The 24,924-nt window shown below is 61.9% G+C and carries 20 protein-coding genes; 19 read left to right on the top strand and 1 reads right to left on the bottom strand.

Translation table 11 applies throughout. The features are described 5' to 3' along the window. Positions 1-4 precede the first annotated feature (4 nt). The 18 genes from aroK (at position 5) to ACXX83_RS26680 (ending at position 22,166) form a co-directional block, all read left to right on the top strand. Positions 5-523 carry a shikimate kinase AroK gene (gene aroK, locus ACXX83_RS26595; RefSeq protein WP_015093141.1) on the top strand — a complete coding sequence of 173 codons (519 nt, stop codon included), beginning with the start codon at positions 5-7 and terminating at the stop codon, positions 521-523. A gap of 150 nt (positions 524-673) precedes the next feature. Next, positions 674-1,774, top strand: a complete 1,101-nt coding sequence (gene aroB, locus ACXX83_RS26600; protein ID WP_015093142.1) for a 3-dehydroquinate synthase — start codon at positions 674-676, stop codon at positions 1,772-1,774. A 10-nt stretch (positions 1,775-1,784) separates the two neighbouring features. Beyond that, entirely contained in the window at positions 1,785-3,386 is a 1,602-nt protein-coding gene (locus tag ACXX83_RS26605; protein ID WP_458550020.1) for an ExeA family protein, read from the top strand. 349 nt (positions 3,387-3,735) lie between these two features. After that, entirely contained in the window at positions 3,736-8,181 is a 4,446-nt protein-coding gene (gltB, locus tag ACXX83_RS26610; protein ID WP_458550021.1) for a glutamate synthase large subunit, read from the top strand. 32 nt (positions 8,182-8,213) lie between these two features. After that, positions 8,214-9,632: a glutamate synthase small subunit GltD family protein gene (locus tag ACXX83_RS26615; RefSeq protein ID WP_007975602.1), complete on the top strand. Its 1,419-nt coding sequence runs from the start codon at positions 8,214-8,216 to the stop codon at positions 9,630-9,632. Between the two features lie 254 nt (positions 9,633-9,886). Further along, positions 9,887-10,954 carry a uroporphyrinogen decarboxylase gene (hemE, locus tag ACXX83_RS26620; RefSeq protein ID WP_015093145.1) on the top strand — a complete coding sequence of 356 codons (1,068 nt, stop codon included), beginning with the start codon at positions 9,887-9,889 and terminating at the stop codon, positions 10,952-10,954. 294 nt (positions 10,955-11,248) lie between these two features. Continuing rightward, positions 11,249-12,715 carry an N-acetylglucosamine-binding protein GbpA gene (gene gbpA, locus ACXX83_RS26625; RefSeq protein ID WP_458550022.1) on the top strand — a complete coding sequence of 489 codons (1,467 nt, stop codon included), beginning with the start codon at positions 11,249-11,251 and terminating at the stop codon, positions 12,713-12,715. A gap of 77 nt (positions 12,716-12,792) precedes the next feature. Beyond that, the gene (locus ACXX83_RS26630) at positions 12,793-13,329 is read left to right on the top strand and encodes a type II secretion system protein N (protein ID WP_458550023.1); all 537 of its coding nucleotides are present in this window, start codon (positions 12,793-12,795) and stop codon (positions 13,327-13,329) included. 8 nt (positions 13,330-13,337) lie between these two features. Beyond that, positions 13,338-15,257, top strand: a complete 1,920-nt coding sequence (gene gspD, locus ACXX83_RS26635; protein WP_458550024.1) for a type II secretion system secretin GspD — start codon at positions 13,338-13,340, stop codon at positions 15,255-15,257. Positions 15,258-15,261: 4 nt separating this feature from the next. Continuing rightward, positions 15,262-16,734, top strand: coding sequence for a type II secretion system ATPase GspE (gspE, locus tag ACXX83_RS26640; protein WP_458550025.1), 1,473 nt, complete (start codon positions 15,262-15,264; stop codon positions 16,732-16,734). A 3-nt stretch (positions 16,735-16,737) separates the two neighbouring features. After that, the gene (gspF, locus tag ACXX83_RS26645) at positions 16,738-17,946 is read left to right on the top strand and encodes a type II secretion system inner membrane protein GspF (protein ID WP_458550026.1); all 1,209 of its coding nucleotides are present in this window, start codon (positions 16,738-16,740) and stop codon (positions 17,944-17,946) included. A gap of 3 nt (positions 17,947-17,949) precedes the next feature. Next, on the top strand, positions 17,950-18,405 hold the full coding sequence (gene gspG / locus ACXX83_RS26650; protein WP_458550027.1) for a type II secretion system major pseudopilin GspG: 456 nt from the start codon (positions 17,950-17,952) through the stop codon (positions 18,403-18,405). Positions 18,406-18,408: 3 nt separating this feature from the next. Continuing rightward, a complete protein-coding gene (gspH, locus tag ACXX83_RS26655) occupies positions 18,409-18,876 on the top strand; it encodes a type II secretion system minor pseudopilin GspH (protein ID WP_458550028.1) in 468 nt (155 codons plus the stop codon). Then, entirely contained in the window at positions 18,869-19,252 is a 384-nt protein-coding gene (gene gspI / locus ACXX83_RS26660; RefSeq protein WP_217836968.1) for a type II secretion system minor pseudopilin GspI, read from the top strand. Before gspH ends, gspI begins: the two co-directional genes overlap by 8 nt. After that, entirely contained in the window at positions 19,245-19,787 is a 543-nt protein-coding gene (locus tag ACXX83_RS26665; protein ID WP_458550029.1) for a type II secretion system protein GspJ, read from the top strand. The genes gspI and ACXX83_RS26665 overlap by 8 nt, the downstream gene beginning before the upstream one ends. Further along, positions 19,784-20,635, top strand: a complete 852-nt coding sequence (locus ACXX83_RS26670) for a type II secretion system protein GspK (RefSeq protein WP_458550030.1) — start codon at positions 19,784-19,786, stop codon at positions 20,633-20,635. The genes ACXX83_RS26665 and ACXX83_RS26670 overlap by 4 nt, the downstream gene beginning before the upstream one ends. Beyond that, positions 20,632-21,738 carry a type II secretion system protein GspL gene (gene gspL, locus ACXX83_RS26675; protein WP_458550031.1) on the top strand — a complete coding sequence of 369 codons (1,107 nt, stop codon included), beginning with the start codon at positions 20,632-20,634 and terminating at the stop codon, positions 21,736-21,738. Before ACXX83_RS26670 ends, gspL begins: the two co-directional genes overlap by 4 nt. Continuing rightward, positions 21,735-22,166 carry a type II secretion system protein M gene (locus tag ACXX83_RS26680; RefSeq protein WP_458550032.1) on the top strand — a complete coding sequence of 144 codons (432 nt, stop codon included), beginning with the start codon at positions 21,735-21,737 and terminating at the stop codon, positions 22,164-22,166. Before gspL ends, ACXX83_RS26680 begins: the two co-directional genes overlap by 4 nt. On the opposite strand, the gene ACXX83_RS26685 is transcribed toward ACXX83_RS26680, so the two are convergent. After that, a complete protein-coding gene (locus tag ACXX83_RS26685) occupies positions 22,159-23,439 on the bottom strand; it encodes an MFS transporter (protein WP_458550033.1) in 1,281 nt (426 codons plus the stop codon). The genes ACXX83_RS26680 and ACXX83_RS26685 overlap by 8 nt on opposite strands. A gap of 119 nt (positions 23,440-23,558) precedes the next feature. Between ACXX83_RS26685 and ACXX83_RS26690 the strand changes: the two genes are divergently transcribed. After that, positions 23,559-24,461, top strand: coding sequence for a LysR family transcriptional regulator (locus ACXX83_RS26690; protein ID WP_458550034.1), 903 nt, complete (start codon positions 23,559-23,561; stop codon positions 24,459-24,461). Positions 24,462-24,924: the final 463 nt, after the last annotated feature.

Raw genomic sequence — 24,924 nt, forward strand, 5'->3', positions numbered from 1 at the left:
TTCTGTGCGAAATTTGATTCTTGTAGGACCGATGGGTGCTGGAAAAAGCACCATCGGCCGGTTGCTGGCCAAAGAGCTGCGCCTGCCATTCAAAGATTCCGATAAGGAAATTGAATTGCGCACGGGCGCCAATATCCCTTGGATCTTCGATAAAGAGGGCGAACCGGGCTTTCGTGATCGCGAGCAGGCAATGATTGCCGAGCTGTGCGATTACGACGGAGTGGTGCTGGCGACAGGTGGTGGCGCGGTCATGCGCGAAGCCAATCGTCGGGCACTGCATGCCGGTGGGCGGGTGGTTTATCTGCATGCGTCGGTCGAGCAGCAGGTCGGCCGCACGGCCCGTGACCGCAATCGGCCATTGTTGCGTACTGCCGATCCGGCCAAGACCCTTCGGGATCTGTTGGCGATCCGCGATCCGCTTTATCGGGAAATTGCCGACCTGGTGGTCGAAACCGATGAGCGACCGCCGCGAATGGTCGTACTCGACATTCTAGAGCGCCTGCAGCAGTTGCCACCCCGTTAAAGCGCCGCGCGAAATGCGCTATCCTCGGCGTTTGGCCATGACCGCTCAAGGTTGTGGCAGATGGCTACCGAACGGCGTCATACCAGCAGATGCCGTGGATATTCGTTAACTCAAGGCAGGACGCCTGATTCATCTTCACTGTGGGGACACATGCAGACACTCAAGGTCGATCTAGGCGAGCGCAGCTACCCGATTCATATTGGCGAAGGTTTGTTGGATCAGCCTGAGCTGCTGGCCCCGCACATTCGCGGACGGCAAGTGGCGATCGTCTCCAACGAGACTGTTGCACCGCTCTATCTTGAGCGTCTGACCCGCAGCCTGGCGCAGTACTCGGTGATTTCCGTGGTGCTGCCCGACGGTGAAGCCTTCAAGACCTGGGAAACCCTGCAGCTGATTTTCGACGGTCTGCTGACCGCGCGGCATGACCGCCGCACCACGGTGATCGCTCTCGGTGGCGGTGTGATCGGTGACATGGCCGGCTTTGCCGCCGCCTGCTACCAGCGCGGCGTCGATTTCATCCAGGTTCCGACTACGCTGCTGTCGCAGGTCGACTCCTCGGTGGGCGGCAAGACCGGGATCAACCATCCGCTGGGCAAGAACATGGTCGGCGCCTTCTATCAGCCGAACGTGGTGCTGATCGATACCGCCAGCCTCAATACCCTGCCGGCGCGCGAACTGTCCGCCGGTCTGGCCGAAGTCATCAAGTACGGGCTGATCTGTGATGAGCCGTTCCTGACCTGGCTCGAAGACAACGTCGACCGCCTGCGCAATCTGGACCAGCAAGCCCTGACCTATGCCATCGAGCGCTCTTGCGCGGCAAAGGCCGCGGTGGTCGGTGCCGATGAGAAAGAGACGGGCGTTCGTGCCACGTTGAACCTGGGCCACACTTTTGGCCACGCCATCGAAACCCACATGGGCTATGGTGTCTGGCTACATGGAGAAGCGGTGGCTGCCGGTACCGTGATGGCGCTGGAAATGTCCGCGCGACTGGGCTGGATCAGCGAGCAGGAGCGTGATCGCGGCATTCGTCTGTTCCAGCGTGCAGGGCTGCCTGTCATCCCGCCAGAAGAGATGACAGAAGCCGATTTCCTCGAACATATGTCCATTGATAAAAAAGTGATCGACGGTCGTTTGCGCCTGGTGCTGCTGCGCCACATGGGTGAAGCGGTGGTGACCGACGATTATCCGAAAGAGGTTCTACAGGCCACGCTGGGGGCAGACTACCGCGCCCTGGCTCAGCTTAAAGGTTAATAAGAACACGATGACTAGTTTGCATGCTGACGAGGCTTTCCTCGGCCATTACCAGTTGAGTCATGACCCTTTTGCTCCACGGGTGCCTGGCTTCAAATTTTTCCCGGCCCAGCGCAAACCCGTGCTGGGGCAGTTGCATCACCTGGCCCGCTACAGTCAACTGCTGCTGGTGGTCACCGGTCCCGAGGGCAGTGGCAAGACCCTGCTGCGTCAAGCCCTGGTCGCCAGCACCAACAAGCAGTCGGTACAAAGCGTGGTGGTGTCCGCCCGTGGCGCCGGCGATGCGGCCGGTGTGCTGCGTCAGGTGGCCCAGGCGCTGAATGTCGCCCAGGCGGATGCCGACGCTATTCTGGCCCAGGTGGTGCAGCTTGCACTCACCGGGCAGGAAGTCTATTTGCTGGTCGATGACGCCGAACAGCTCGATGAGTCTGCCCTTGAGGTTCTGATGGTCCTGGCGGCCGGCGCGCCTGAAGGTCGCCCGCATGTGTTCCTGTTCGGTGAGACCTCGATGATCGCTCAGCTTGAGGCTTTGCATCTCGAGGAAGAGCGATTCCACGTCATCGAACTGCAGCCCTATACCGAGGACGAAACCCGCGAGTATCTGGAGCAGCGGCTCGAGGGCGCTGGCCGCGGCATCGAACTTTTCACCGCGGATCAGATCTCTGATATTCACGAAAGCTCCGAAGGTTGGCCTGGCAGCATCAATCAGGTCGCCCGCGATGCAATGATCGAAGCCATGATCGCCAGCCGCTCTGCGGTCAAGCGTCCAAAAATGGGGTTCAATATGCCGAAGAAACACGTATTGGCGATTTCCGCCGTTGTCGTGGTTGCGGTTGCTGCCGCCTGGATGATGCCGGGTCGCAACAAGGCACCGACCACGGGTGCGCCGGCCAATGAACAGGCGCAACTGCCGCTTGGCCAGGGCCAGCCGACCGCGAATGGCGGTGCTCCGGCCGTCGAATTCGCCGGCAACACGCAGCCGATGCCATTGCCGTTGGTCGGCAACTCGCAACCGGTCATGCGCGCCCCGCTGGCTGAAGCCGCAGGCGGCATCACCGAAGGCGATGACGGCGTTCCGGTTGAAGGCTCCAGCGCCACACCGCCGACGGTGACCACCACGGCGCCGCCTGTGGGCGTTCCTGCCGGCCCTGCGCCGACACCGGCGGCCAAGCCGACACCCGCGCCGGCACCTGCGCCGACTCAGGTCGCCACCGCCAAGCCAGCCCCTGCTCCAGTGGCCAAGCCTGCTCCAGCGCCAGCCAAGCCAGCCGTTGCGGCGGCGGCCAAGCCTGCCGAGAAACCGGCTCCGGCGGCCAAGGCGGCTGGTGGCACCTGGTACGCCGGTCAGGCACCGGGCAATTACGTGGTGCAAATCCTCGGCACCAGCTCCGAAACGGCCGCACAAAGCTTCGTCAAGGAGCAGGGCGGCGAGTACCGCTATTTCAAGAAAGTCCTCAATGGCAAGCCGCTCTACGTGATCACCTACGGTAACTTCGCCAATCGCGATGCAGCCGTTTCCGCCATCAAGGCCTTGCCAGCGAAGGTTCAGGCTGGTAAACCTTGGCCTCGCACTGTCGCCAGCGTCCAACAGGAACTGGCAACAACTCGCTGAAGATTCGGCGGCCTTACCCAGGCCGCCTCTCCAAGCACCTCAAAATTTCTACAAGTGCGCGCCGCCTTCCGGGCTGCGTGCCTTGTGGTGTCTGCGTCACAGTAGTCTTTGAGTCGTTGCGGTCAAAATTAAAAAAGTTTTGACTAGCACAGCAGATCGCTTTAAACCTTTCACAAATGCGACATGGATTTGCGACATTTCGTCGTCAAATTTGTGAGGCCAAGTGTCGGTGTGTACAATGACCTCCCTTTTGTCCCCGCAAAGCTGGCGTACGTTCGGCGCGGATGGCAAGTGGTTGAATTGAAAAGAAATTTGCCTCGATTAGAGGCAGCCTGGTGAGAAAGTGTCTATGAAAGCAGGTCTGTACCAACCAGATGAATTCAAGGATAACTGTGGTTTCGGCCTGATAGCCCATATGCAGGGCGAGCCCAGTCATACCCTTTTGCAAACGGCCATCGAGGCCCTGACCTGCATGACCCACCGCGGTGGGATTAATGCCGACGGCAAGACCGGTGACGGTTGCGGTCTGCTGATTCAAAAGCCGGACGTGTTCCTGCGAGCCATCGCCCAGGAAACCTTCGGCGTCGAAATGCCCAAGCAATATGCGGTGGGCATGGTCTTCTTCAACCAGGACCCGGTCAAAGCCGAAGCCGCTCGCGAGAACATGAACCGCGAGATCCTGGCCGCCGGCCTGCAACTGGTCGGCTGGCGCAAAGTGCCGATCGACACCAGCGTCCTCGGCCGCCTGGCCCTTGAGCGCCTGCCGCAGATCGAGCAAGTGTTCATCGGCGGTGAAGGCCTGAGCGACCAGGACATGGCCGTCAAGCTGTTCACCTCCCGTCGTCGCTCGTCCGTGGCCAACGCCGCCGACACCGACCACTACGTCTGCAGCTTTTCGCACAAGACCATCATTTACAAAGGCCTGATGATGCCGGCGGACTTGACCGCCTTCTATCCGGACCTGAGCGATGAGCGCCTGCAAACTTCGATTTGCGTGTTCCACCAGCGCTTCTCCACCAACACCCTGCCGAAATGGCCGCTGGCTCAACCGTTCCGCTTCCTGGCGCACAACGGCGAGATCAACACCATCACCGGCAACCGCAACTGGGCCGTGGCCCGTCGCACCAAGTTCACCAACGACCTGATGGACCTGGAAGAGCTCGGCCCGCTGGTCAACCGCGTGGGTTCGGACTCCTCGAGCATGGACAACATGCTGGAGCTGATGGTCACCGGTGGCATCGACCTGTTCCGTGGCGTGCGGATGATCATTCCGCCAGCGTGGCAGAACGTCGAGACCATGGACCCGGATCTGCGTGCGTTCTACGAATACAACTCGATGCACATGGAACCGTGGGACGGCCCGGCTGGCGTGGTAATGACCGACGGTCGCTACGCGGTGTGCCTGCTCGACCGTAACGGTCTGCGTCCGGCGCGTTGGGTCACCACCAAGAACGGTTTCATCACCCTGGCTTCGGAAATCGGTGTCTGGAACTACCAGCCTGAACATGTGATCGCCAAGGGTCGTGTGGGACCTGGCCAGATCTTTGCCGTGGACACCGAAACCGGCCAGATCCTCGACACCGATGCGATCGACAACCGTCTGAAGTCCCGTCATCCGTACAAGCAATGGCTGCGCAAGAATGCCCTGCGCATCCAGGCGACCATGGAAGACAACGACCACGGTTCGGCGTTCTACGACGTTGATCAGCTCAAGCAATACATGAAGATGTACCAGGTCACGTTCGAAGAGCGCGACCAGGTGCTGCGTCCGCTGGGCGAACAGGGCTACGAAGCCGTGGGCTCGATGGGCGACGATACGCCGATGGCCGTGCTGTCCCAGCGCGTGCGCACGCCGTACGACTATTTCCGCCAGCAGTTCGCGCAGGTCACCAACCCGCCGATCGACCCGCTGCGCGAAGCCATCGTCATGTCGCTGGAAATCTGCCTCGGTGCCGAGCGCAACATTTTCCAGGAGTCGCCGGAACATGCCTCGCGCGTGATCCTCAGCTCGCCGGTCATTTCCCCGGCCAAGTGGCGCTCGCTGATGAACCTCGATCGCCCGGGCTTCGAGCGCGCGATCATCGATCTGAACTACGACGAAAGCGTCGGCCTCGAAGCGGCCATCCGCAACGTCGCCGACCAGGCCGAAGAAGCCGTGCGCGCCGGTCGTACCCAGGTTGTGCTGAGTGACCGTCACATCGCCCCGGGCAAGTTGCCTATTCATGCGTCCCTGGCCACCGGTGCGGTGCACCACCGCCTGACCGAAAAAGGCCTGCGCTGCGACTCCAACATCCTGGTGGAAACCGCGACCGCTCGCGATCCGCATCACTTCGCCGTGTTGATCGGTTTCGGTGCCTCTGCCGTTTATCCGTTCCTGGCTTACGAAGTGCTGGGTGACCTGATCCGTACCGGTGAAGTACTGGGCGACCTCTACGAGGTGTTCAAGAACTACCGTAAAGGCATCACCAAAGGCCTGCTGAAGATCCTGTCGAAGATGGGCATCTCGACCATCACGTCGTACCGCGGTGCGCAGTTGTTCGAGGCCATCGGCCTGTCCGAGGAAGTCTGCAACCTGAGCTTCCGTGGCGTGCCGAGCCGCATCAAGGGTGCGCGTTTCGTCGACATCGAAGCCGAGCAGAAAGCACTGGCCACCGAAGCCTGGAGTCCGCGCAAGCCGATCCAGCAAGGCGGCCTGCTGAAGTTCGTCCACGGTGGTGAATATCACGCGTACAACCCGGACGTGGTCAACACCCTGCAGGCCGCTGTGCAGCAGGGCGACTACAGCAAGTTCAAGGAATACACCTCGCTGGTGGACAACCGCCCGGTGTCGATGATCCGTGACCTGCTGAAAGTCAAAACCCTCGACACTCCATTGGATATGAGCGAGATCGAACCACTGGAATCGGTGCTCAAGCGCTTCGACTCCGCCGGTATCTCCCTGGGCGCCCTGTCGCCGGAAGCTCACGAAGCCCTGGCCGAAGCCATGAATCGCCTCGGTGCGCGTTCCAACTCCGGCGAAGGCGGCGAAGACCCGGCGCGCTACGGCACCATCAAGAGCTCGAAAATCAAGCAGGTTGCGACTGGCCGTTTCGGTGTGACCCCGGAATACCTGGTCAACGCTGAAGTGCTGCAGATCAAGGTCGCCCAGGGCGCCAAGCCGGGCGAGGGTGGTCAACTGCCGGGCGGTAAAGTGAACGGTCTGATCGCCAAGCTGCGTTACGCAGTGCCGGGCGTGACCCTGATTTCGCCACCGCCGCACCACGACATCTATTCGATCGAAGACTTGTCGCAGCTGATTTTCGACCTGAAACAAGTCAACCCGAAGGCGCTGGTTTCGGTGAAGCTGGTAGCAGAGGCGGGCGTCGGCACCATCGCTGCCGGTGTGGCCAAGGCCTACGCGGACTTGATCACCATCTCCGGCTACGACGGCGGCACCGGTGCATCGCCGCTGACCTCGATCAAGTACGCGGGCGCGCCGTGGGAGCTCGGCCTGGCCGAAACCCACCAGACCCTGCGCGGCAACGACCTGCGCGGCAAAGTCCGGGTGCAGACCGACGGCGGCCTGAAAACCGGCCTCGACGTGATCAAGGCGGCCATCCTCGGCGCTGAAAGCTTCGGCTTCGGCACCGCGCCGATGATCGCCCTGGGCTGCAAATACCTGCGCATCTGCCACCTGAACAACTGCGCCACCGGCGTCGCGACCCAGAACGAGAAGCTGCGCAAGGACCACTACATCGGTACCGTCGACATGGTGGTGAACTTCTTCACCTACGTCGCCGAAGAAACCCGTGAGTGGCTGGCCAAGCTGGGCGTGCGCTCCCTCGAGGAGCTGATCGGCCGTACCGATCTGCTGGAAGTCCTCGAAGGCCAGACTGCCAAGCAGCATCACCTCGACCTGACTCCGTTGCTGGGCAGTGACCACGTGCCAGCGGACAAACCGCAGTTCTGTGGCGTAGACCGCAACCCGCCGTTCGACAAGGGCCTGCTGGCCGAGAAAATGGTCGACATGGCCACCTCGGCGATCAACGACCTGAGCGGCGCTGAATTCGCCCTGGATATCTGCAACTGCGACCGTTCCATCGGTGCACGGATCTCCGGCGAAATCGCGCGCAAGCACGGCAACCAGGGCATGGCCAACGCGCCGATCACCTTCCGCTTCAAGGGCACTGCGGGCCAGAGCTTTGGTGTGTGGAACGCCGGTGGCCTGAACATGTACCTGGAAGGCGACGCCAACGACTACGTCGGCAAGGGCATGACCGGCGGCAAGCTGGTCATCGTGCCGCCGAAGGGCAGCGTCTACCGCACCCAGGACAGTGCCATCATCGGCAACACCTGTCTGTACGGCGCCACTGGCGGCAAGCTGTTCGCCGCCGGCACCGCGGGCGAGCGTTTCGCCGTGCGTAACTCCGGTGCCCACACTGTCGTGGAAGGCACTGGCGATCACTGCTGCGAGTACATGACCGGTGGCTTCGTCTGCGTATTGGGCAAGACCGGTTACAACTTCGGCTCTGGCATGACCGGCGGTTTCGCCTATGTGCTCGACCAGGACAACACCTTCGTTGACCGGGTCAACCACGAACTGGTGGAAATCCAGCGGATCAGCGGCGAGGCGATGGAAGCCTACCGTAGCCACCTGCAACGCGTGCTGAACGAGTACGTCGAGGAAACCGACAGCGAGTGGGGTCGTGAACTCGCCGAGAACCTCGATGATTACGTGCGTCGTTTCTGGCTGGTCAAGCCCAAGGCTGCCAACCTGAAATCGTTGCTTTCCAGCACCCGTGCCAACCCGCAGTGATATGCGCCTGAAGAGTTTGATGAGGTTTTAAAATGGCTGAACGTCTGAATAATGACTTCCAGTTCATCGAGGTCGGGCGCAAGGATCCGAAGAAGAAACTGTTGCGTCAACGCAAGAAAGAGTTCGTGGAAATCTACGAACCCTTCAAGCCCCAGCAGTCGGCCGACCAGGCCCACCGCTGCCTGGGTTGCGGTAACCCGTATTGCGAATGGAAGTGCCCGGTGCACAACTTCATTCCCAACTGGCTGAAACTGGTGGCCGAGGGCAACATCCTCCAGGCCGCCGAGTTGTCGCACCAGACCAACACCTTGCCGGAAGTCTGCGGCCGGGTGTGCCCGCAGGATCGTCTGTGCGAGGGTGCCTGCACCCTCAACGACGGCTTCGGCGCGGTGACCATCGGTTCGGTGGAGAAGTACATCACCGACACCGCGTTCGCCATGGGCTGGCGCCCGGACATGTCCAAGGTCAAGCCGACCGGCAAGCGTGTCGCGATCATCGGTGCCGGGCCTGCGGGCCTGGGCTGTGCCGACGTGCTGGTGCGCGGCGGCGTGACCCCGGTGGTGTTCGACAAGAACCCGGAAATCGGTGGCCTGCTGACTTTCGGCATCCCCGAGTTCAAGCTGGAAAAGACCGTGTTGAGCAATCGCCGCGAAGTCTTCACCGGCATGGGCATCGAGTTCCGCCTCAATACCGAGGTGGGCAAGGACGTGACCATGGAGCAACTGCTCGAAGAATACGATGCCGTATTCATGGGCATGGGCACCTACACCTACATGAAGGGCGGTTTTGCCGGTGAGGACCTGCCAGGCGTGTATGACGCGCTGGACTTCCTGATCGCCAACGTCAACCGCAACCTGGGCTTTGAAAAGTCGCCGGAAGATTTCGTCGACATGAAAGGCAAGAAGGTCGTGGTACTGGGCGGTGGCGACACGGCGATGGACTGCAACCGTACGTCGATCCGCCAGGGCGCCAAGTCGGTGACCTGCGCCTATCGTCGTGACGAAGCGAACATGCCGGGCTCGCGCAAAGAGGTGAAGAACGCCAAGGAAGAAGGCGTGAAGTTCCTCTACAACCGCCAGCCGATCGCGATTGTCGGCGAAGACAAGGTCGAAGGCGTGAAGGTGGTCGAGACCCGTCTCGGCGAGCCGGACGCCCGTGGCCGTCGCAGCCCCGAGCCGATCCCGGGCTCCGAAGAGATCATCCCGGCCGACGCCGTGGTCATCGCCTTCGGTTTCCGCCCTAGCCCGGCGCCGTGGTTCGAGCAGTTCGAGATCCAGACCGACAGCCAGGGCCGCGTCGTGGCACCGGAGCAAGGCCAGTACAAGCACCAGACCAGCAACCCGAAAATCTTCGCCGGTGGCGACATGGTGCGCGGTTCGGACCTGGTGGTGACGGCGATCTTCGAAGGCCGTAATGCGGCTGAAGGGATCCTGGATTACCTGGGCGTCTAAGCACCCGATCCAGACTTGAAATGCAGTAACCCTGTGGGAGCGAGCCTGCTCGCGAAAGCGGTCTGTCAGCCAACTTCAATGTTGGATGTGCCGGCCTCTTCGCGAGCAGGCTCGCTCCCACAGTCGTTTTGTGGTGAGACAAATACTGCATTCCACCGCGACAAATTGACCCGATAGACAAAAGGCTGACCTGCATCCGTGCCTTTTGCGCCCGGCTCTGAGAAAATGCCCGCACTTTTTTTCCGGATGCCGACATGACTGCCCTGAAGAACGACCGTTTCCTGCGCGCCCTGCTCAAGCAACCCGTAGACGTCACCCCCGTGTGGATGATGCGTCAGGCCGGTCGCTACCTGCCTGAATACCGCGCCAGCCGCGCCAAGGCCGGCGATTTCATGAGCCTGTGCATGAACCCGGCGTTCGCTTGCGAAGTCACGATGCAACCGCTCGACCGTTATCCGCAACTGGACGCGGCGATCCTCTTCTCCGACATCCTGACCATCCCCGATGCCATGGGCCAGGGCCTGTACTTCGAAACCGGCGAAGGTCCGCGCTTCAAGAAGGTCGTCAGCACCCTGGCCGACATCGAAGCCCTGCCGATTCCCGATCCGCAGAAAGACCTCGGCTACGTGATGGATGCGGTCAGCACCATCCGTCGTGAACTGAACGGACGTGTGCCGTTGATCGGTTTCTCCGGCAGCCCATGGACCCTGGCGACCTACATGGTCGAAGGCGGCTCGTCGAAAGACTTCCGCAAGACCAAGGCCATGCTCTACGACAACCCGCAAGCCATGCACCTGTTGCTGGACAAGCTTGCGCAGTCGGTCACCAGCTACCTCAACGGTCAGATCATGGCCGGTGCGCAAGCGGTGCAGATCTTCGATACCTGGGGCGGCAACCTGTCGGCAGCGGCGTATCAGGAGTTCTCCCTGGCCTACATGCGCAAAATCGTCAGCGGCCTGATCCGCGAGCACGAAGGCCGCAAGGTGCCGGTCATCCTGTTCACCAAGAACGGCGGCCTGTGGCTGGAAAGCATCGCAGATGCCGGTGCTGATGCATTGGGCCTGGACTGGACCTGCGATATCGGCAACGCCCGTGCCCGTGTTGGCGACAAAGTCGCGCTGCAAGGCAACATGGACCCGACCGTGCTCTACGCCAAACCGCAAGCCATTCGCGCTGAAGTCGGGCGCATTCTCGCCAGCTACGGCAAAGGCAGTGGTCACGTGTTCAACCTCGGTCATGGCATTACGCCGGAAGTCGATCCGGAACACGCCGGTGCATTCCTGCGTGCCGTGCATGAATTGTCGGCGCAATATCACGAGTAACGGCCAGCGCCGTTTTCCAGAAGCCTGTCCCGCCTTGAGCCGGACAGGTTTTTTTATGTCCCACAGAAACATTTCCCGGATAAAGCATCTCTTTCTGTAAGAGTGTTTTCCTTTCTTGTCGGAAAATCGGATGAAAAGACTATTCCCGCCCGGTGCGATGATTACTCCTACATAGAATTCTTCGTCATCCCCGTAAGGTTCCAGACCCCTGTTCAGCACAACGCTGAACGGTAACGAAGCAAACATCGCCGCCTGCAAGGCGCCTTGTTTTCGATAGGCAGTCTGGAACACATCATGAAACTTACATTTGATAAAAGAAGTGCATTAACGGCCTGCACCTCTTCGATGATCCTGTTATCGGCAATGCTGGCCTCTCAAACCGCATCCGCCCACGGCTATCTGGATGTGCCGCCGTCACGCGCACTGACCTGCCAGAAAGGTTTGAACACCAACTGTGGCGGCGCGCAGTACGAGCCGCAGAGCGTCGGTGAAACCTTCAAGGGCTTTCCGGCAGGTGTCGGCGGTGCCCCCTTGCAGGGGCCGGTCGATGGCAAAATAGCCAGCGGCGGTCACGCGCTGTTCTCCGCACTGGACGCACAGTCCGCCACCCGCTGGCACCTGACGGAAATCAAGGATCGCAACATCGATTTCCAATGGCGTTACACCGCCGCCCACCCGGCGACCAAGCACGAGTATTTCATCTCCAGCGACGGCTGGAACCCGAACGAGTCGCTCAAGCGCGCCACCTTCGAAAGCACGCCGTTCTGCACCATCGATGGCGGCAACCAGTTGCCGGTGTCGGGCGCCAGGCACAGCTGCACCCTCCCGTCCGACAAGTCCGGCCACCACGTCATCCTGTCCATCTGGACCGTCGGTGACACCGACGCCGCGTTTTACAATGTCGCAGACGTGAACATCCTTGCCGAACCCGACTTGCCGGGCGGCTGGTCGCCGGTAGGCAGCATTGCGTCATCGACCCCGTTGCTGGCGGGTGACAAGGTCAAGGCTCGCGCGTTTACCGCCAAGGGCGAGAGTGCGCAATACAGCGTGGAAATCAGCATCGATAACGCTGAAGAAGGCACACCGCAAAACTGGTCGTACAAGCTGGCGGAAAAAATCAACCAGACCCACACTCTGGTTCGCGCCGGTATCCGTGACGAGAGCGGCAATGTTGCCCCGGTCAAAGGCACCAACCGCCTCTACGTGCAAAAAGAAAGCGGTGTAGTCCGCTATGAAGTGCAGTTGGCCATGAAGGAAGACGCCGCTGCGCACATGGCGGTGACCTCTCAGCAAGCCGAATACGTCCTGGATAAAGGCCGGGCCAAAGTCGAATTCAGCATGACTGCGAACCGCGCGATGGACGTCGAAGCGACCTTGTTCGATCAGAACAACAAACCGGTCGGAACCACGTCGGCACAAGTGGCCACCGGCTCCACCTCGTTGTCCCTGGATGTGCGCAGCAATCCGGGTGCGCACACGCTGACCCTGGTCGGCACCACCCTGGATGGCCGCACCACCCGTCAGGACACCAAGACCACCCAACTGACCGGTGAAGGCGCGGTCATCGAATACGACTTCGTGTTCCCTGAAGGCCTCAGCGACTACACCGCCGGCACCAAGGTGCTGCAACCGAAGACTGATGAAGTCTTTGAGTGCAAGCCATTCCCTGCTTCGGGTTATTGCAAGCAGTACGCCCCTACCGCCAACGGTTTTGAACCGGGTGTCGGTGCTCACTGGCACATGGCGTGGGACAAGTTGTAAGTCCTCGCAACTGGCATCAGGCGACCTCAAAAAAGGTCGCCTGATGCCAGGCACTTCTGCTGAGTACCGAGTTGAAAATGAAGGTTTCGAATTTTTCCGGACAACGCTTTCGGGCATGCCTGAGCAGCATTTGTTGGCTCGCGTTGCCAGTGGGCGCTGCGGTGTTTCTGGCGTGGCAGGAACGGGCGTTTCGCGAGCATCTGGCTTCACCGTTGCCCGACATCGCAGCTCTGGAGACGGTGCCTGTACGTGAGCCGCTCGAAACAACATCGATTGCCATCGTGTTCGGCTTGACGCCAGAGGCCACACCGCGGCCCAGCGCCGAACCGCTGACCTTGCAGGCGAGCTTTGTCAGCAACGGACTATCCAAGGCGCTGCTGGCCAATGCTCAAGGCTCCCGTCTCTATCAGGTGGGCGAGCGTTTGCCCGGCGGCAGTGTCCTGCGTCGTATCGAGACCCACCAGGTTGTGCTGTGGAACAAGGGCCGGGAAGAGCTACTAACGCTCCTCCCCCCTGGCGCACGTTTTCTGAAGGGACTCGAATCATCCGTCGATGCTCAATCGGTCACCACGACCACCCATTTTTTACGCCCGCTCTTCGGGCAACCAGAGTGATGAATTTCATGAACAGCTTCGTCGGCGCGCATTGGTTGCGTTCAATGCTCTTGCTTGCCGTTTTGGCGGCTGCAGCCTTCCCGGGCACGCTACGAGGCGCCGAAGAAAAATGGCAACTGGCGATGAACAACGCAGAGCTGCGCGACATCGTCGAAGAGATCTCCAGCATTCTCGGGACCACGGTAGTGCTGGACCCCAAGGTCTCCGGTCGTATAACCGTCATGTCCCGGCAGGCCCTCGATCGTGAAGGGGTGCGCCGGTTGTTCTATTCAGTGCTCGATGCCCACAATTTCACGGTGATCGATGAGGGCGACCGGATTCTCATCGCCCCGGTTGCCGAAGCCAGGACCCGGGCCGGTCAGGGCACGGTAAAAACCACCACGGCGTCGCAATTCGTGACCGAAGTCATCGGGTTGAACACCGGTAGCGCCACCGATATTGCCGGGCTGGTGCGGCCGCTGGTTTCTGCCAACGGTTATGTCGGCCCCTCGGTGTCGGCCAACGCGTTGGTGCTGACCGATACGGCCGCCAATGTGAAGCGCATCGCCCGGGTGATCCGCGAACTGGACTCCGGGCAGAACAACCTGCACGCGGTGCTTGAGCTCAAGCATGCCCAGGCGGGCGATGTCGCGCCGGTGATCGAGGCCTCCATGGGCAAGCGCAATGCCGAGTCGGCCATACAGGTACTGGCTGACACCCGGACCAATCGCCTGATTTTCATAGGCCCGCCGGTCGTTCGCCAGCGTTTGATCGAACTGGCCCGTGGGCTCGATACACCGGCCACCACGACCCTCGACAACGCCCGGGTGATTCGCCTGCGTCACAGCGATGCCAAGCAGTTGGCCGAGATTCTGGAGTCGATGGGGCAGGGCAGAAAACAGACGTCCGCCATCGGCAGCGCCAAGGATATGTCGGGCGGCGCAGCCTTCATGATCAAGGCCGACGAAAGCCAGAACGCGCTGGTGCTGATTGCCGAGCCGGCACAGGTGCGGACCATCGAAAGCATCGTGCGCCAGCTGGACCAGCCGCGGGCCCAGGTGTTGATCCATGCCGCCATCGTCGAAATCTCCGGCGACATCGCCGAGGCCGTTGGTGTGCAGTGGAACCTCAACACCGGCGACGCCAAGGGCTTCATCAACTTTCCCGGCACCGACATTCCTATTGTCGGCGGGTTGAAGTTCGACGAGAAACGATCGGCGCCGGAAGGGGCGATCCTGCAACTGGGCAGTGACCACTTCGGGGCGCTGATTTCGGCGCTGGCCAGCAACACCCACAGCAACCTGCTGTCCACCCCGAGCCTGTTGACCCTGGACAATCAGGAAGCGGAAATCATCGTCGGCCAGAACGTGCCGTTCAAGACCGGCTCCTACGCCACCAACAGCAACGGCGCAGAGAATCCGTTCACCACCGTCGAGCGCAAGGACGTCGGCATCAGCCTGAAGATCAAGCCTTACATCAACGAAGGCTCGACGTTGCGCCTGGAGGTCGAGCAGGAGGTGTCGGACATCGCCCCCTCGGTGTCGGGCATCGACTCCTCGGACCTGATCACCAACAAGCGAGCGCTCAAAAGCACCATCCTCGCCGACGATGGCGAAATCATCGTGATCGGCGGCCTGATCCGCGACAGCGTGCGCACCCAGAAAAGCGGCGTGCCGCTGCTGCGTGACATTCCTTATCTCGGCGCGATGTTTCGCTGGAGCCGCGACACCCAGACCAAAAGCAATCTGATGGTGTTCTTGCGCCCGACCATCGTGCGCAGCAAGGAGGACCTGTCCCAGGTCAGCCAGCAGCGTTACAACGCGCTACGTGACCTGAGCAAGACAGGGGCGGGGGAAAACAACTCGTTGCTGCTGCCATCCGAGGCACGCGGGTTGTTTGAACCAGCCAGCGACGCGTCAGTGTTCGACTTGCGCGGCAAGGCGCAGTAAACCCATGGGCGAATTCAGCGAGCAATTGCCCTTCGGTTTCGCCCGGCGTTTTGGTGTGTTGCTGGAGCGTGACGGCGACGATCTGCGCCTTGCCCTGCGCAGCGATGCACCGCTCAGCGCATTGTCAGAGGCGCGCCGGGTGTGCGGGTCGACGCTGCCGTTCGTCATCGTCGACGCCGAAGAATACGCCTCACGCCTGGCGGCAGCCTATCGCGAGGGACAAAGCGCGATGGAGCAGGTAGCCCAAGGGCTGGACGAAGAACTGGACTTGCTCAGTCTGGTCGATCAGGTGCCGCAGACCGCCGACCTGCTGGAGCAACAGGGCGATGCGCCGATCATTCGTCTGATCAACGCACTGCTCGGTGAAGCCGTGCGCGAGCGCGCCTCGGACGTGCACCTGGAAACCTTCGAGCAGTACCTGTCGGTGCGCATGCGGGTGGATGGCCAACTGCGGGAAATGCTCAGGCCCAAGCGCGAACTGGCGACGTTGCTGGTGTCGCGGATCAAGGTCATGGCGCGCCTGGACATCGCGGAAAAACGCGTGCCCCAGGATGGGCGAATGGCCTTGCGTCTGGCCGGGCATGAAGTCGATGTGCGGGTCTCGACGCTGCCTTCGGCCCACGGTGAACGGGTGGTTCTGCGCCTGCTCGACAAACAGGCCGGGCGCCTGGACCTGCATCGGCTGGGCATGCTGGACGATACCCTCGCGGCCCTGCGCCAGCTATTGGGCAAACCCCACGGCATCCTGCTGGTGACCGGGCCGACCGGCTCCGGCAAGACCACCAGCCTGTACGCCGCGTTGAGCAGCCTGAATGACCAGACCCGCAACATCCTCACGGTCGAAGACCCGATCGAGTATCACCTGCCGGGTGTGGGCCAGATGCCGGTCAACCCGAAAGTCGACATGACCTTTGCCCGCGGCCTGCGGGCGATTCTGCGCCAGGACCCGGACGTGGTGATGGTCGGCGAAATCCGCGACCGCGAAACCGCCGAGATCGCCGTGCAGGCGTCTTTGACCGGGCATCTGGTGCTGTCGACCTTGCACACCAACAGTGCGGTCGGCGCTGTCACGCGGCTGGTCGACATGGGTGTCGATGCCTACCTGTTGGCGTCTTCGCTGGTGGGCATTCTGGCCCAGCGCCTGCTGCGCACCCTGTGCCCCCATTGCAAGGTTTCGTACACCGCCGACGCGGCGGCCTGTGAGCGCCTGGGGCTCGACACGGCCACGTCGCACACGTTGTGCAAAGCCTCGGGCTGCGCGCAGTGCCAGCACGGCTATCGCGGGCGCATCGGCATCTACGAACTGATCAGCGTGACGCCCGCCGTCTCGGCGCTGATCCATCAGGGCGCCAGTGAGCAAGACCTCGTCGACGCAACGCGCAAGGTTTCGCGCAGCCTGTTCCAGGACGGGCGTCAGCGGGTGCTGGAAGGCTTGACCAGCCTCGATGAGTTGCTGCGCGTGACCCAGGAGCACTGACGGATGCCCACCTTCGACTACCGCGCCCTAGATGCCCAAGGCCGATCCTGCAAGGGGCGCCTGGAAGCCGATGGACCCCGTCATGCGCGACAGCTGTTGCGTGAACGTGGCGTGTGGCCGCGTGTGTTGATCGAGGTCCGGGTCGGCAGCGATACAGGCAGGCAAACTCGCGGCGCAGGTCTGAGCGCGGCTGATCTGGCGTTGTTGACCTTGCAGCTGGCAACGCTGGTTCAGGCCGGGCTGCCTCTGGAAGAAGCGCTCGAGGCGGTGGCGAAACAGAGCTCGAAGCGCAAGGTCGCAGGCCTGCTCTCGGCGGTCAGGAGCCGGGTGATGGAAGGCCACGCCCTGGCCTCGGCCCTGGGACAATTTCCCAGGGCCTTCCCCGAATTGTTCCGCGCCACCGTGGCCGCCGGCGAGCGCTCGGGGCATTTGGGTCATGTGCTGGAGCAACTGGCGGCTTACACGCAGGCTCGCCAGGCCTCGCGGCAAAAGATCCAGATGGCCTTGGTGTACCCCTTGATCCTGATGCTGGCCAGCGCAGCAATCGTCGGTTTTCTGCTCGGCTATGTGGTGCCGGATGTGGTGAAGATCTTCGTCGACAGCGGCCAGCCGTTGCCCTGGCTAACCCAGGCGCTGATCGGCGTGAGCAACGGCTTGCGCAACCATTTCCTGTTGTTGATGGGCGTACTGGCGACGCTGTTCGGCCTGTGGCGCTGGAGCTGGCAGCAGCCGCAGTGGCGTCTGCGCTGGCATCGTTGGCTGCTGAGTGCGCCCGTCATCGGTGAAGTACTGCGGGCCATGGAAGCCGCGCGGTTTGCCAGCACCCTGGCGATCCTCGGCAAAAGTGCCGTGCCCTTGGTGGACGCACTGGAAATTTCCGCCTCGGTCATCGGCAACCTGACCATTCGCGCGCGGATGGTCGATGTCGCCCGTTCCGTGCGCGAAGGCGGAACACTCACTCGCGGGCTGGAATTGAGCGGCGACATCCCGCCGATGATGCTGCACATGATCGCCAGCGGTGAACGTGCCGGCGAACTCGATCGCATGTTGGCCCGGGCCGCCGAACAACAGGAAAGCAGCCTCGCCGCGCGCATTGCGCTGGTGGTGAGCCTGTTCGAGCCCGCCATGCTGGTGCTGATGGGCGGCGTTGTGCTGCTGATCGTCATGGCCATCCTGCTCCCGATTCTCAGCCTCAACCAATTGGTGAATTGATCCATGCAACCTGCCCGCAAAAGCCTTTCCCGCGTGCAACGCGGTTTTACCCTGATCGAAATCATGGTGGTGGTGGTCATCATCGGTGTGCTGGGGGCCATTGTGGTGCCGCAGTTCATGAGCCGCCCCGATCAGGCCAAGGTCACCGCCGCCAGAATCGATATCCAGGCCATCTCCACCGCCCTGGAAATGTATCGCCTCGACAACGCCCATTACCCCTCGACCCAGCAAGGCCTGGAAGCGTTGGTCAAACGTCCCTCGGGCTTGCCCGCGCCGCGCGGCTGGAACCCTCAGGGTTACCTCAAGAGCATGCCGGTCGACCCGTGGAACACGCCTTATCAGTACCTCAATCCGGGTGTGAGATCGACGGATGGCACGTACGACCTGTACTCCCTGGGTGCCGATGGCGTAGCCGGCGGTGAAGGGTTTGCAGCGGAAATCGGCAATTGGAGCAATTGATCCGTGGGCTATCGCTGCCGAGGGTTTACCTTGCTGGAATTGATGATCGTGATTGTCGTGGTCGGCGTTTTGCTGGGAATGGTGAGCTTTGCCGGTGGGGGCAACCCCGCGCGCCAGGTCAGGCAGGAAGCCGAGGCGATGGTGCAGGTGATCCATCAATTGCGCGAGCGAGCGGTATTCGAGGGGCAGGACTATGGCTTGCGGCTGAGTACCGATGGCCACCGGCCGATGCGCCAGGGTGTTCACGGATGGGAACCGGTGGCGGAGCTTACTGATTGGCCCCTGAGTATGCGGGTGCGTTTTCGGCATGACGGCTATGCGGTAGACCTGGACGCCGATGAAGGACCGCCGCAGTTGTTGATGTTCAGCAACGATGAGACCAGCGTCTTCACCCTGACATTCGAGTCCACCAACCGGACCTGGCTGAGGTTGTCCGGCGATGGCCTTGGCGAGGTGGAGATCGATGGCTAGCCCGCGAACCCGATCCGCCATGGGCGGTTTCACGCTGCTGGAAATCATGGTGGCCATGGCGGTCTTCGCGACACTGGCGGCTGCCGTGCTTTCGGCCAGTCAATACGTGGTCAAACAGCGTGGCGCCGTTGAGGCGCGACTGTTTGCGGCGTGGCTGGCGGACAACCGGTTGAACGAATTGCGCCTGCAACCCGGTTTGGCGACCGGGCAGCAACAACAGGTGGTTTCCATGGATCAGCGCGACTGGGTGTTGCATCAACACATCAGCGCCACCGGTGATCCACGTTTGCTCCAGGTCGACATTCAAGTCAGCCCCGCAAACAGTACGCACGCCTTGCATCGTGCCAGCGGTTGGATACTCGCGCTTCATGAATAAGCAGCGCGGGTTCACCCTGCTGGAACTGGTCATCGCCCTGGCGATCTTCGCCGTGTTGGGGCTGGCCAGTTGGGGCTTGTTCGATAGCGTGGTGCGGGTGCAACGGGGGGTGACGACCCACGAGCGAGAACTCAGGAGCCTGCAGCGCGCGGTGGCGGTAATCGAGCGGGATCTGCTGCATGTCACTGCGCAGCCGATGGTGCTCGCACCGCCGCTTTTGCAGTTCCAGCGCAGTCACTGGCGCAACCCTCTGGATCAGCCGCGCAGCGAACTTCAGGCGCTGACCTATCGACTCGACGGTGGCGTGCTGTGGCGCGAAAGCCAAGGCGAAGGCACAGAGCTCGTGCAGCGGCAAAAACTGCTGGAGGACGTTCGCGAGTTGAACTGGCGCCTGTTCGACAGCCAGTCCGGCTGGGTCGCTCAGGGGGCGTCCGGGCAGGACGCGAAGGCGCCCCTGGCGATGGAGGTGCAGGTCTCGGTTGGTCGCTTCGAATCGATTCGTCGGGTGTTGCCGATGCCGGGTGCATTGCCATGAACGGGCATCAACGCGGCATGGCGTTGATCAGTGTTTTGCTGGTCCTGAGCCTGGCACTGCTGATCACCGGTGGCTTGTTGCGCAGCCATCACCTGTCGCTGCAAAGCAGCGGGCAACAGTTGCAGCAGATACACCTGCGCCAACTCGCATCGGGCGGGGAAAGCTGGGCGCTGCTGCTGTTGCGCGACGCGCTACAGGACACGGAAAAACCCGTCGAGCGGATTCAGGGCTGGACGGCCATGGCACCGGGTTTCGAGGTTGAGGATGCGCAGATCCGCATCGATATCGATGACCTCGCCGGGCGTTTCAATCTCAACGCTTTGTTACGCCAGGGCCAGGTGGATCAGGTCACCCTCAACCGTTGGGCGCGCCTGCTTGAGCTGCTCGAGCTTCCTCCTGTGCAGCTGAGCCAGGTCGGGCCGCTGCGGGAGCTGAGCCAGTTGCGCTTGCTTCCCGGCATTGACGCTCGCCTGCTGCAACGGCTGGAGCCCTGGGTGGCACTGCTGCCCACCGACGTCGCCTTGAACGTCAACACCGCACCGGCGCTGGTGTTGAGAACGCTCGGCGAGGTGGACGCCGCGACCGCTGATGCGCTGGTGCTTCAGGCCGCAACAGCGCCCTGGGCGAGTGTCCAGGCGTTTACGCAGGACCCATTGCTCTCCGGGCAGGGCTTGAGCAGTCACGGCCTTGGCACCCATAGCCGCTGGTATCGGATCGGCGTGCAGGTGATCCGGGACGGGCGCCAATTGCATCTGGCCACGGATGTCGGGTACGACCCCAAGACTCAACAGCTGACGGTGCTGCAACGACGTTTTCTTCCCATCAGTAGCCACGAGAGACCGCGATGAATACTTGGCTTTACCTGACCGCCGAGGGCCGGGATGCGCCATCCGCACTCTGGCCTTGCATACTGTGGTCCCCCACCGGCCAACGCGAGCCGATGCCACTGAGTCAGGCGACCTCGGCATTGCAGGGGAAGTCGGTCGATGTGCTGTTGCCCATGGAAATGTGCAGTTGGGTACGCAGCGAGCCATGGCCGGCGCGGCGTCAACCCGAGGCCCAGGCCATCGCCTTCGCCGTGGAAGATCAACTGAGCGAGGCGCTGGACGTTGTGCATCTGGGTGTTGGCGCTCGTGATCGCGACGGCTGCTACCCGGCCATGGTCATCGGCCGGGAACGGTTGGCCGCCGTGCTCGCCCTGCTGCGCGAGACGGGTATCGCGGTGCGTGGGGTGTTCGTTGATGCCGATCTGTTGTCCGGCACTCAACCGTGCGGTGCGTGGTGGTTCGGTCGCTGGCTGTTGGGTGGAAGCCTTTCGGCACGCATGGCGTTGTCGCAAGACCACCTGGCGCTGCTCACCCCTTTGTTACCCCACGACATGCAATGGCTGGACGAACGTGAGGACCCCGCTGTCATCGACCAATGCCTGACCCATCGCCCGATCCTGGCCATCAACCTGCTGCAAGGCGCATTCGCCCTGCGCGGCAAACGTCTGCCCTGGCGTACAGGTGGATGGGTGATGTTGATACTGGCGCTGTTGACCTGGGGGGCCAGCGAGACGCGGATTCGCTTCATCGACAGCGAAGCCCGCCGCCTCGCCAGCCAAAATGAGCTGCGATTCAAGGCGCTTTACCCGGAGCAAGGCCGCATCGTCGACATGGCAGCGCAACTCAAGGCCCTGCAAAGCCAGCCTGTCGAATCGCAAAACACCCGCATTGCGGGGCTGGTCCGATTGATTGAGCAGGTAATCGGCGCCAGCCCGGTCGAGGTCCGGCGCATCGAATTCAGGGCCGGTGAAGGCTGGAAAATCCAGCTGACCGCCAGCGGCTTTGCCGAACTGGAACAATTGCGTGAGCGCGGACGCCAACAAGGCATACCCATCCGGCTCGATAGTGCGAACAAAGCTGCAGAGCGGGTGCACGCCACCCTCAGCGTGGAGGACGAAGCATGATCCAGGCATGGCGGCGCCTTTCTGTGCGCGAACAACGGCTGTTGCAGGTATTGGGGGCTTTCTTGTTGGCGGTTGTGGCTTTCAGCCTGATCTGGCAACCGAACCGGCAGCGCCTGGAAACTGTCGAGCGCCAGTATCAACGGCAGGCGGGGCTGGCCGCGCAAATGCAGCGGGCGTCACCGCGCGGCCATGTCCCCGCCGACTCCGGTCAGCCCCTGTCGCTGCGCATCAGTGAAAGCGCAGCGGCAGCGGGGCTGGAAATCCGTCAGATGGACAGCGACAGCGACCTGCTGCGCCTGACCCTCAATGGCAACGCGCAACCGTTGATACAGTGGCTCGACGCTATGGAGCGTAACGGTGTCGCGTTGCAGTCGCTGACCCTGGAAAAACGTGACGATGTTTTGGAGGCGCAGCTGGTACTCAGGTAGCCGAGGTGTGTTGTGGCAACAGCGGCAGCTTCGCCAGCTTCAGCGCGATCAGCAGCGCAATCACCAGCAGCGTGCCGATGAACAGCCCGATCCCGTTCCAGCCACCCAGATGCCAGAACACGCCACCCGCCGTACCGGCAATGCTCGACCCGGCGTAGTAGCTGAACAGGTAGAGCGACGACGCCTGGCCCTTGGCCTTGGTGGCGCGGCGGCCGATCCAGCTGCTGGCCACCGAATGGGCACCGAAGAAGCCGAAGGTGAACACCAGCATGCCGATGATCACCAGCGACAGCGGTGTGAACATCGTCAGCGCCAGGCCGGCGATCATCAGCGCAATGGTGCTCCAGAGCATTTTGCGTCGACCGAGCTTGTCGGCCAGGGCACCGATTTTCGCCGAGCTGTAGATACCCGACAGGTACACCACCGAGAGCATCCCGACGAACGCCTGTTCCATGTGATACGGCTCGGCCAGCAGGCGATAGCCGATGTAGTTGAACAGCGTGACGAACGCCCCCATCAGCACAAAGGCCTCGAGGAACAGCAGCGGCAAGCCGGCATCGCGAAAGTGCATGGTGAAGCCGTCGAGCAGGCTGCGCGGGTGCAGCGAGCGGGAACGGAAGTTGCGCGATTCGGGGAGGATTTTCCAGAACACCGCCGCCGCAATCAGGGCCAGGCCGCCGATCACCAGCATTGCCGTGTGCCAACTGACGAAGTCGATCAGTACCCCGGTGATCAAGCGCCCGCTCATCCCGCCAATCGCGTTGCCGCCGATGTACAGGCCCATCGCCAGGCCGATGTGCTGCGGATGGATCTCTTCGCTCAGGTAGGTCATGGCGACCGCCGCCAGCCCGCTCAATGACAGGCCCACCAACGCCCGCATCGCCAGCACCGCGTGCCAGCTCGGCAGCATCGCGCTGGCAAGGGTGCACAGGGCGGCGGCGAACAGCGCGGCGACCATCACCGGTTTGCGCCCGACGCGGTCGGAGATTGGCCCCGTGATCAGCAAGCCGAAAGCGAGCATGCCGGTGGCGACAGAGAGGATCAGGCTACTTTGCGCCGCGTTGATGGAATATTCGTCGGACAGCAGCGGCATCATCGGTTGCACGCAGTACAGCAGGGCGAAGGTCGCGAAGCCGCCGCAGAACAGTGCCAGCACCGTGCGCATGAACGCTGGCGTGCCTTTTTCGATGTAGATCTCTGCCAGCTCAACGGCGATAGCGTCCTTTGCGGCGGGAGGAACTTCATGGGCGAGTGGGGCGACAGCAGTTTTCACGGGGGGACCTCGGAGGACGCAGCCGGTCAGGCAATGAAAAAAGCATATAGCTGGCTAATGATTCAATCCAATATATTGTTCGACCTGTTTGATAGCTTTTACGACCTAATGGGGTTTCCATGGAATTGCGTCATCTGCGCTACTTCATCGCCGTCGCCGAAGAACTGCACTTCGGCCGCGCCGCACAGGTGCTGGGCATCTCCCAGCCGCCGCTGAGCCAGCAAATCCAGGCACTGGAACAGGAAGTCGGCGCGCGGCTGTTTGAGCGTACCAATCGTCGGGTCGAGCTGAGCGAGGCCGGTCGGCTGTTCCTGGAAGAGGCGCGGCTGGTGCTGGCGCAGGTCGACAAAGCGGCGGATGTCGCGCGACGGGCGCAACTGGGTGAGTTGGGTGAACTGAAGATTGGCTTCACCTCATCCGCCCCGTTCAACTCGACCATTCCCCAGGCGATTTTCTCTTTTCGCCAGCGCTTCCCGGCGGTGCACCTGAATCTGCGGGAAATGAGCAGCACCCAGGTGGCCGATGCGCTGGTGGATGAGTCGATTGAGGTCGGCATCATGCGCCCGCTCGGGCTGCCGGACTGCCTCAACGTGGTCGAGCTGATGCGTGAGCCGCTGGTTGCGGTGCTCAGCTCCAAGCATCCGTTGGTAGAGGGGAGCGAGGAGGGACTGTTTCTGTCAGCCCTGGCCCTTGAGCCCTTTGTGTTTTTTCCGCGCAGCTATGGCAGTGGTCTGTATGCGCAGCTGCTCAGCCTGGCTCGGGATTCCGGCTTCAGCCCGCACTTCGCCCAGGAGGCTGGGGAGGCGATGACCATCATTGGGCTGGTTGCTGCAGGTCTCGGCGTTTCGGTGCTGCCGGCGTCTTATCAGCGGATGCGAATTGATGGCGTGGTCTATCGCCCGTTGCTCGATCCGGCGGCTGTGTCGGCGGTGTGGCTGGTGCAGCGCAAGGATCAGAAGTCGGCGATGGCCAAAGCGTTTGTTGAGCTGCTGACGAGGAAGGTTGAGCCTCTGAAGCCGTGACGGCTGCGCCGTCAATCGCGAGCAAGCTCGCTCCCACAGGGTTCAGCGCAGTGAACACAATCTTGGTAGCGCCGGGAAACCCTGTGGGAGCGGGCTTGCCCGCGAAGGCGTCCGCAAGAACACCAACAATATCCCAAGCCAGCAGGAAGCTTTACCGCCGGCCGTGGGACATTTCCGAAATCCCTCGGACAGGCTACAGCGCCTTGCGGCGCTGCCTACAACTACTCCAGAATCCGCCGGCTTGTGCGCTTTGAGGGCCATCGGTAGCTTGATCCGGGTCACTGATTGTCAGTGATCGGGTTTAGCAGCCCGTAGTTACATGAAGCGTATTAGCGCTCCTGAAAGGCAGGTATTTCCATACCTGCTCTTGACGGCCGCTGTGCGCAGGGCGCCTTCGGGTGCGCCGGTTCACGTAACCCGGTCTGCTAACCTGCGTACAGCTGCCACCCTTATGATCAGCAAC

It is taken from the genome of Pseudomonas sp. GNP012, from assembly GCF_054343835.1.

What these genes read in the sequence shown, in the direction of transcription:
- gspL (WP_458550031.1), top strand. Translation starts at nt 20,632, where the DNA reads ATGAATACTTGGCTTTACCTGACCGCCGAGGGCCGGGATGCGCCATCC.
- aroB (WP_015093142.1), top strand. Translation starts at nt 674, where the DNA reads ATGCAGACACTCAAGGTCGATCTAGGCGAGCGCAGCTACCCGATTCAT.
- ACXX83_RS26630 (WP_458550023.1), top strand. Translation starts at nt 12,793, where the DNA reads ATGAAGGTTTCGAATTTTTCCGGACAACGCTTTCGGGCATGCCTGAGC.
- ACXX83_RS26605 (WP_458550020.1), top strand. Translation starts at nt 1,785, where the DNA reads ATGACTAGTTTGCATGCTGACGAGGCTTTCCTCGGCCATTACCAGTTG.
- gspI (WP_217836968.1), top strand. Translation starts at nt 18,869, where the DNA reads ATGGCTAGCCCGCGAACCCGATCCGCCATGGGCGGTTTCACGCTGCTG.
- hemE (WP_015093145.1), top strand. Translation starts at nt 9,887, where the DNA reads ATGACTGCCCTGAAGAACGACCGTTTCCTGCGCGCCCTGCTCAAGCAA.
- gltB (WP_458550021.1), top strand. Translation starts at nt 3,736, where the DNA reads ATGAAAGCAGGTCTGTACCAACCAGATGAATTCAAGGATAACTGTGGT.
- gspF (WP_458550026.1), top strand. Translation starts at nt 16,738, where the DNA reads ATGCCCACCTTCGACTACCGCGCCCTAGATGCCCAAGGCCGATCCTGC.
- gspG (WP_458550027.1), top strand. Translation starts at nt 17,950, where the DNA reads ATGCAACCTGCCCGCAAAAGCCTTTCCCGCGTGCAACGCGGTTTTACC.
- ACXX83_RS26665 (WP_458550029.1), top strand. Translation starts at nt 19,245, where the DNA reads ATGAATAAGCAGCGCGGGTTCACCCTGCTGGAACTGGTCATCGCCCTG.
- ACXX83_RS26690 (WP_458550034.1), top strand. Translation starts at nt 23,559, where the DNA reads ATGGAATTGCGTCATCTGCGCTACTTCATCGCCGTCGCCGAAGAACTG.
- ACXX83_RS26670 (WP_458550030.1), top strand. Translation starts at nt 19,784, where the DNA reads ATGAACGGGCATCAACGCGGCATGGCGTTGATCAGTGTTTTGCTGGTC.
- gspE (WP_458550025.1), top strand. Translation starts at nt 15,262, where the DNA reads ATGGGCGAATTCAGCGAGCAATTGCCCTTCGGTTTCGCCCGGCGTTTT.
- gspD (WP_458550024.1), top strand. Translation starts at nt 13,338, where the DNA reads ATGAACAGCTTCGTCGGCGCGCATTGGTTGCGTTCAATGCTCTTGCTT.
- ACXX83_RS26680 (WP_458550032.1), top strand. Translation starts at nt 21,735, where the DNA reads ATGATCCAGGCATGGCGGCGCCTTTCTGTGCGCGAACAACGGCTGTTG.
- gbpA (WP_458550022.1), top strand. Translation starts at nt 11,249, where the DNA reads ATGAAACTTACATTTGATAAAAGAAGTGCATTAACGGCCTGCACCTCT.
- ACXX83_RS26615 (WP_007975602.1), top strand. Translation starts at nt 8,214, where the DNA reads ATGGCTGAACGTCTGAATAATGACTTCCAGTTCATCGAGGTCGGGCGC.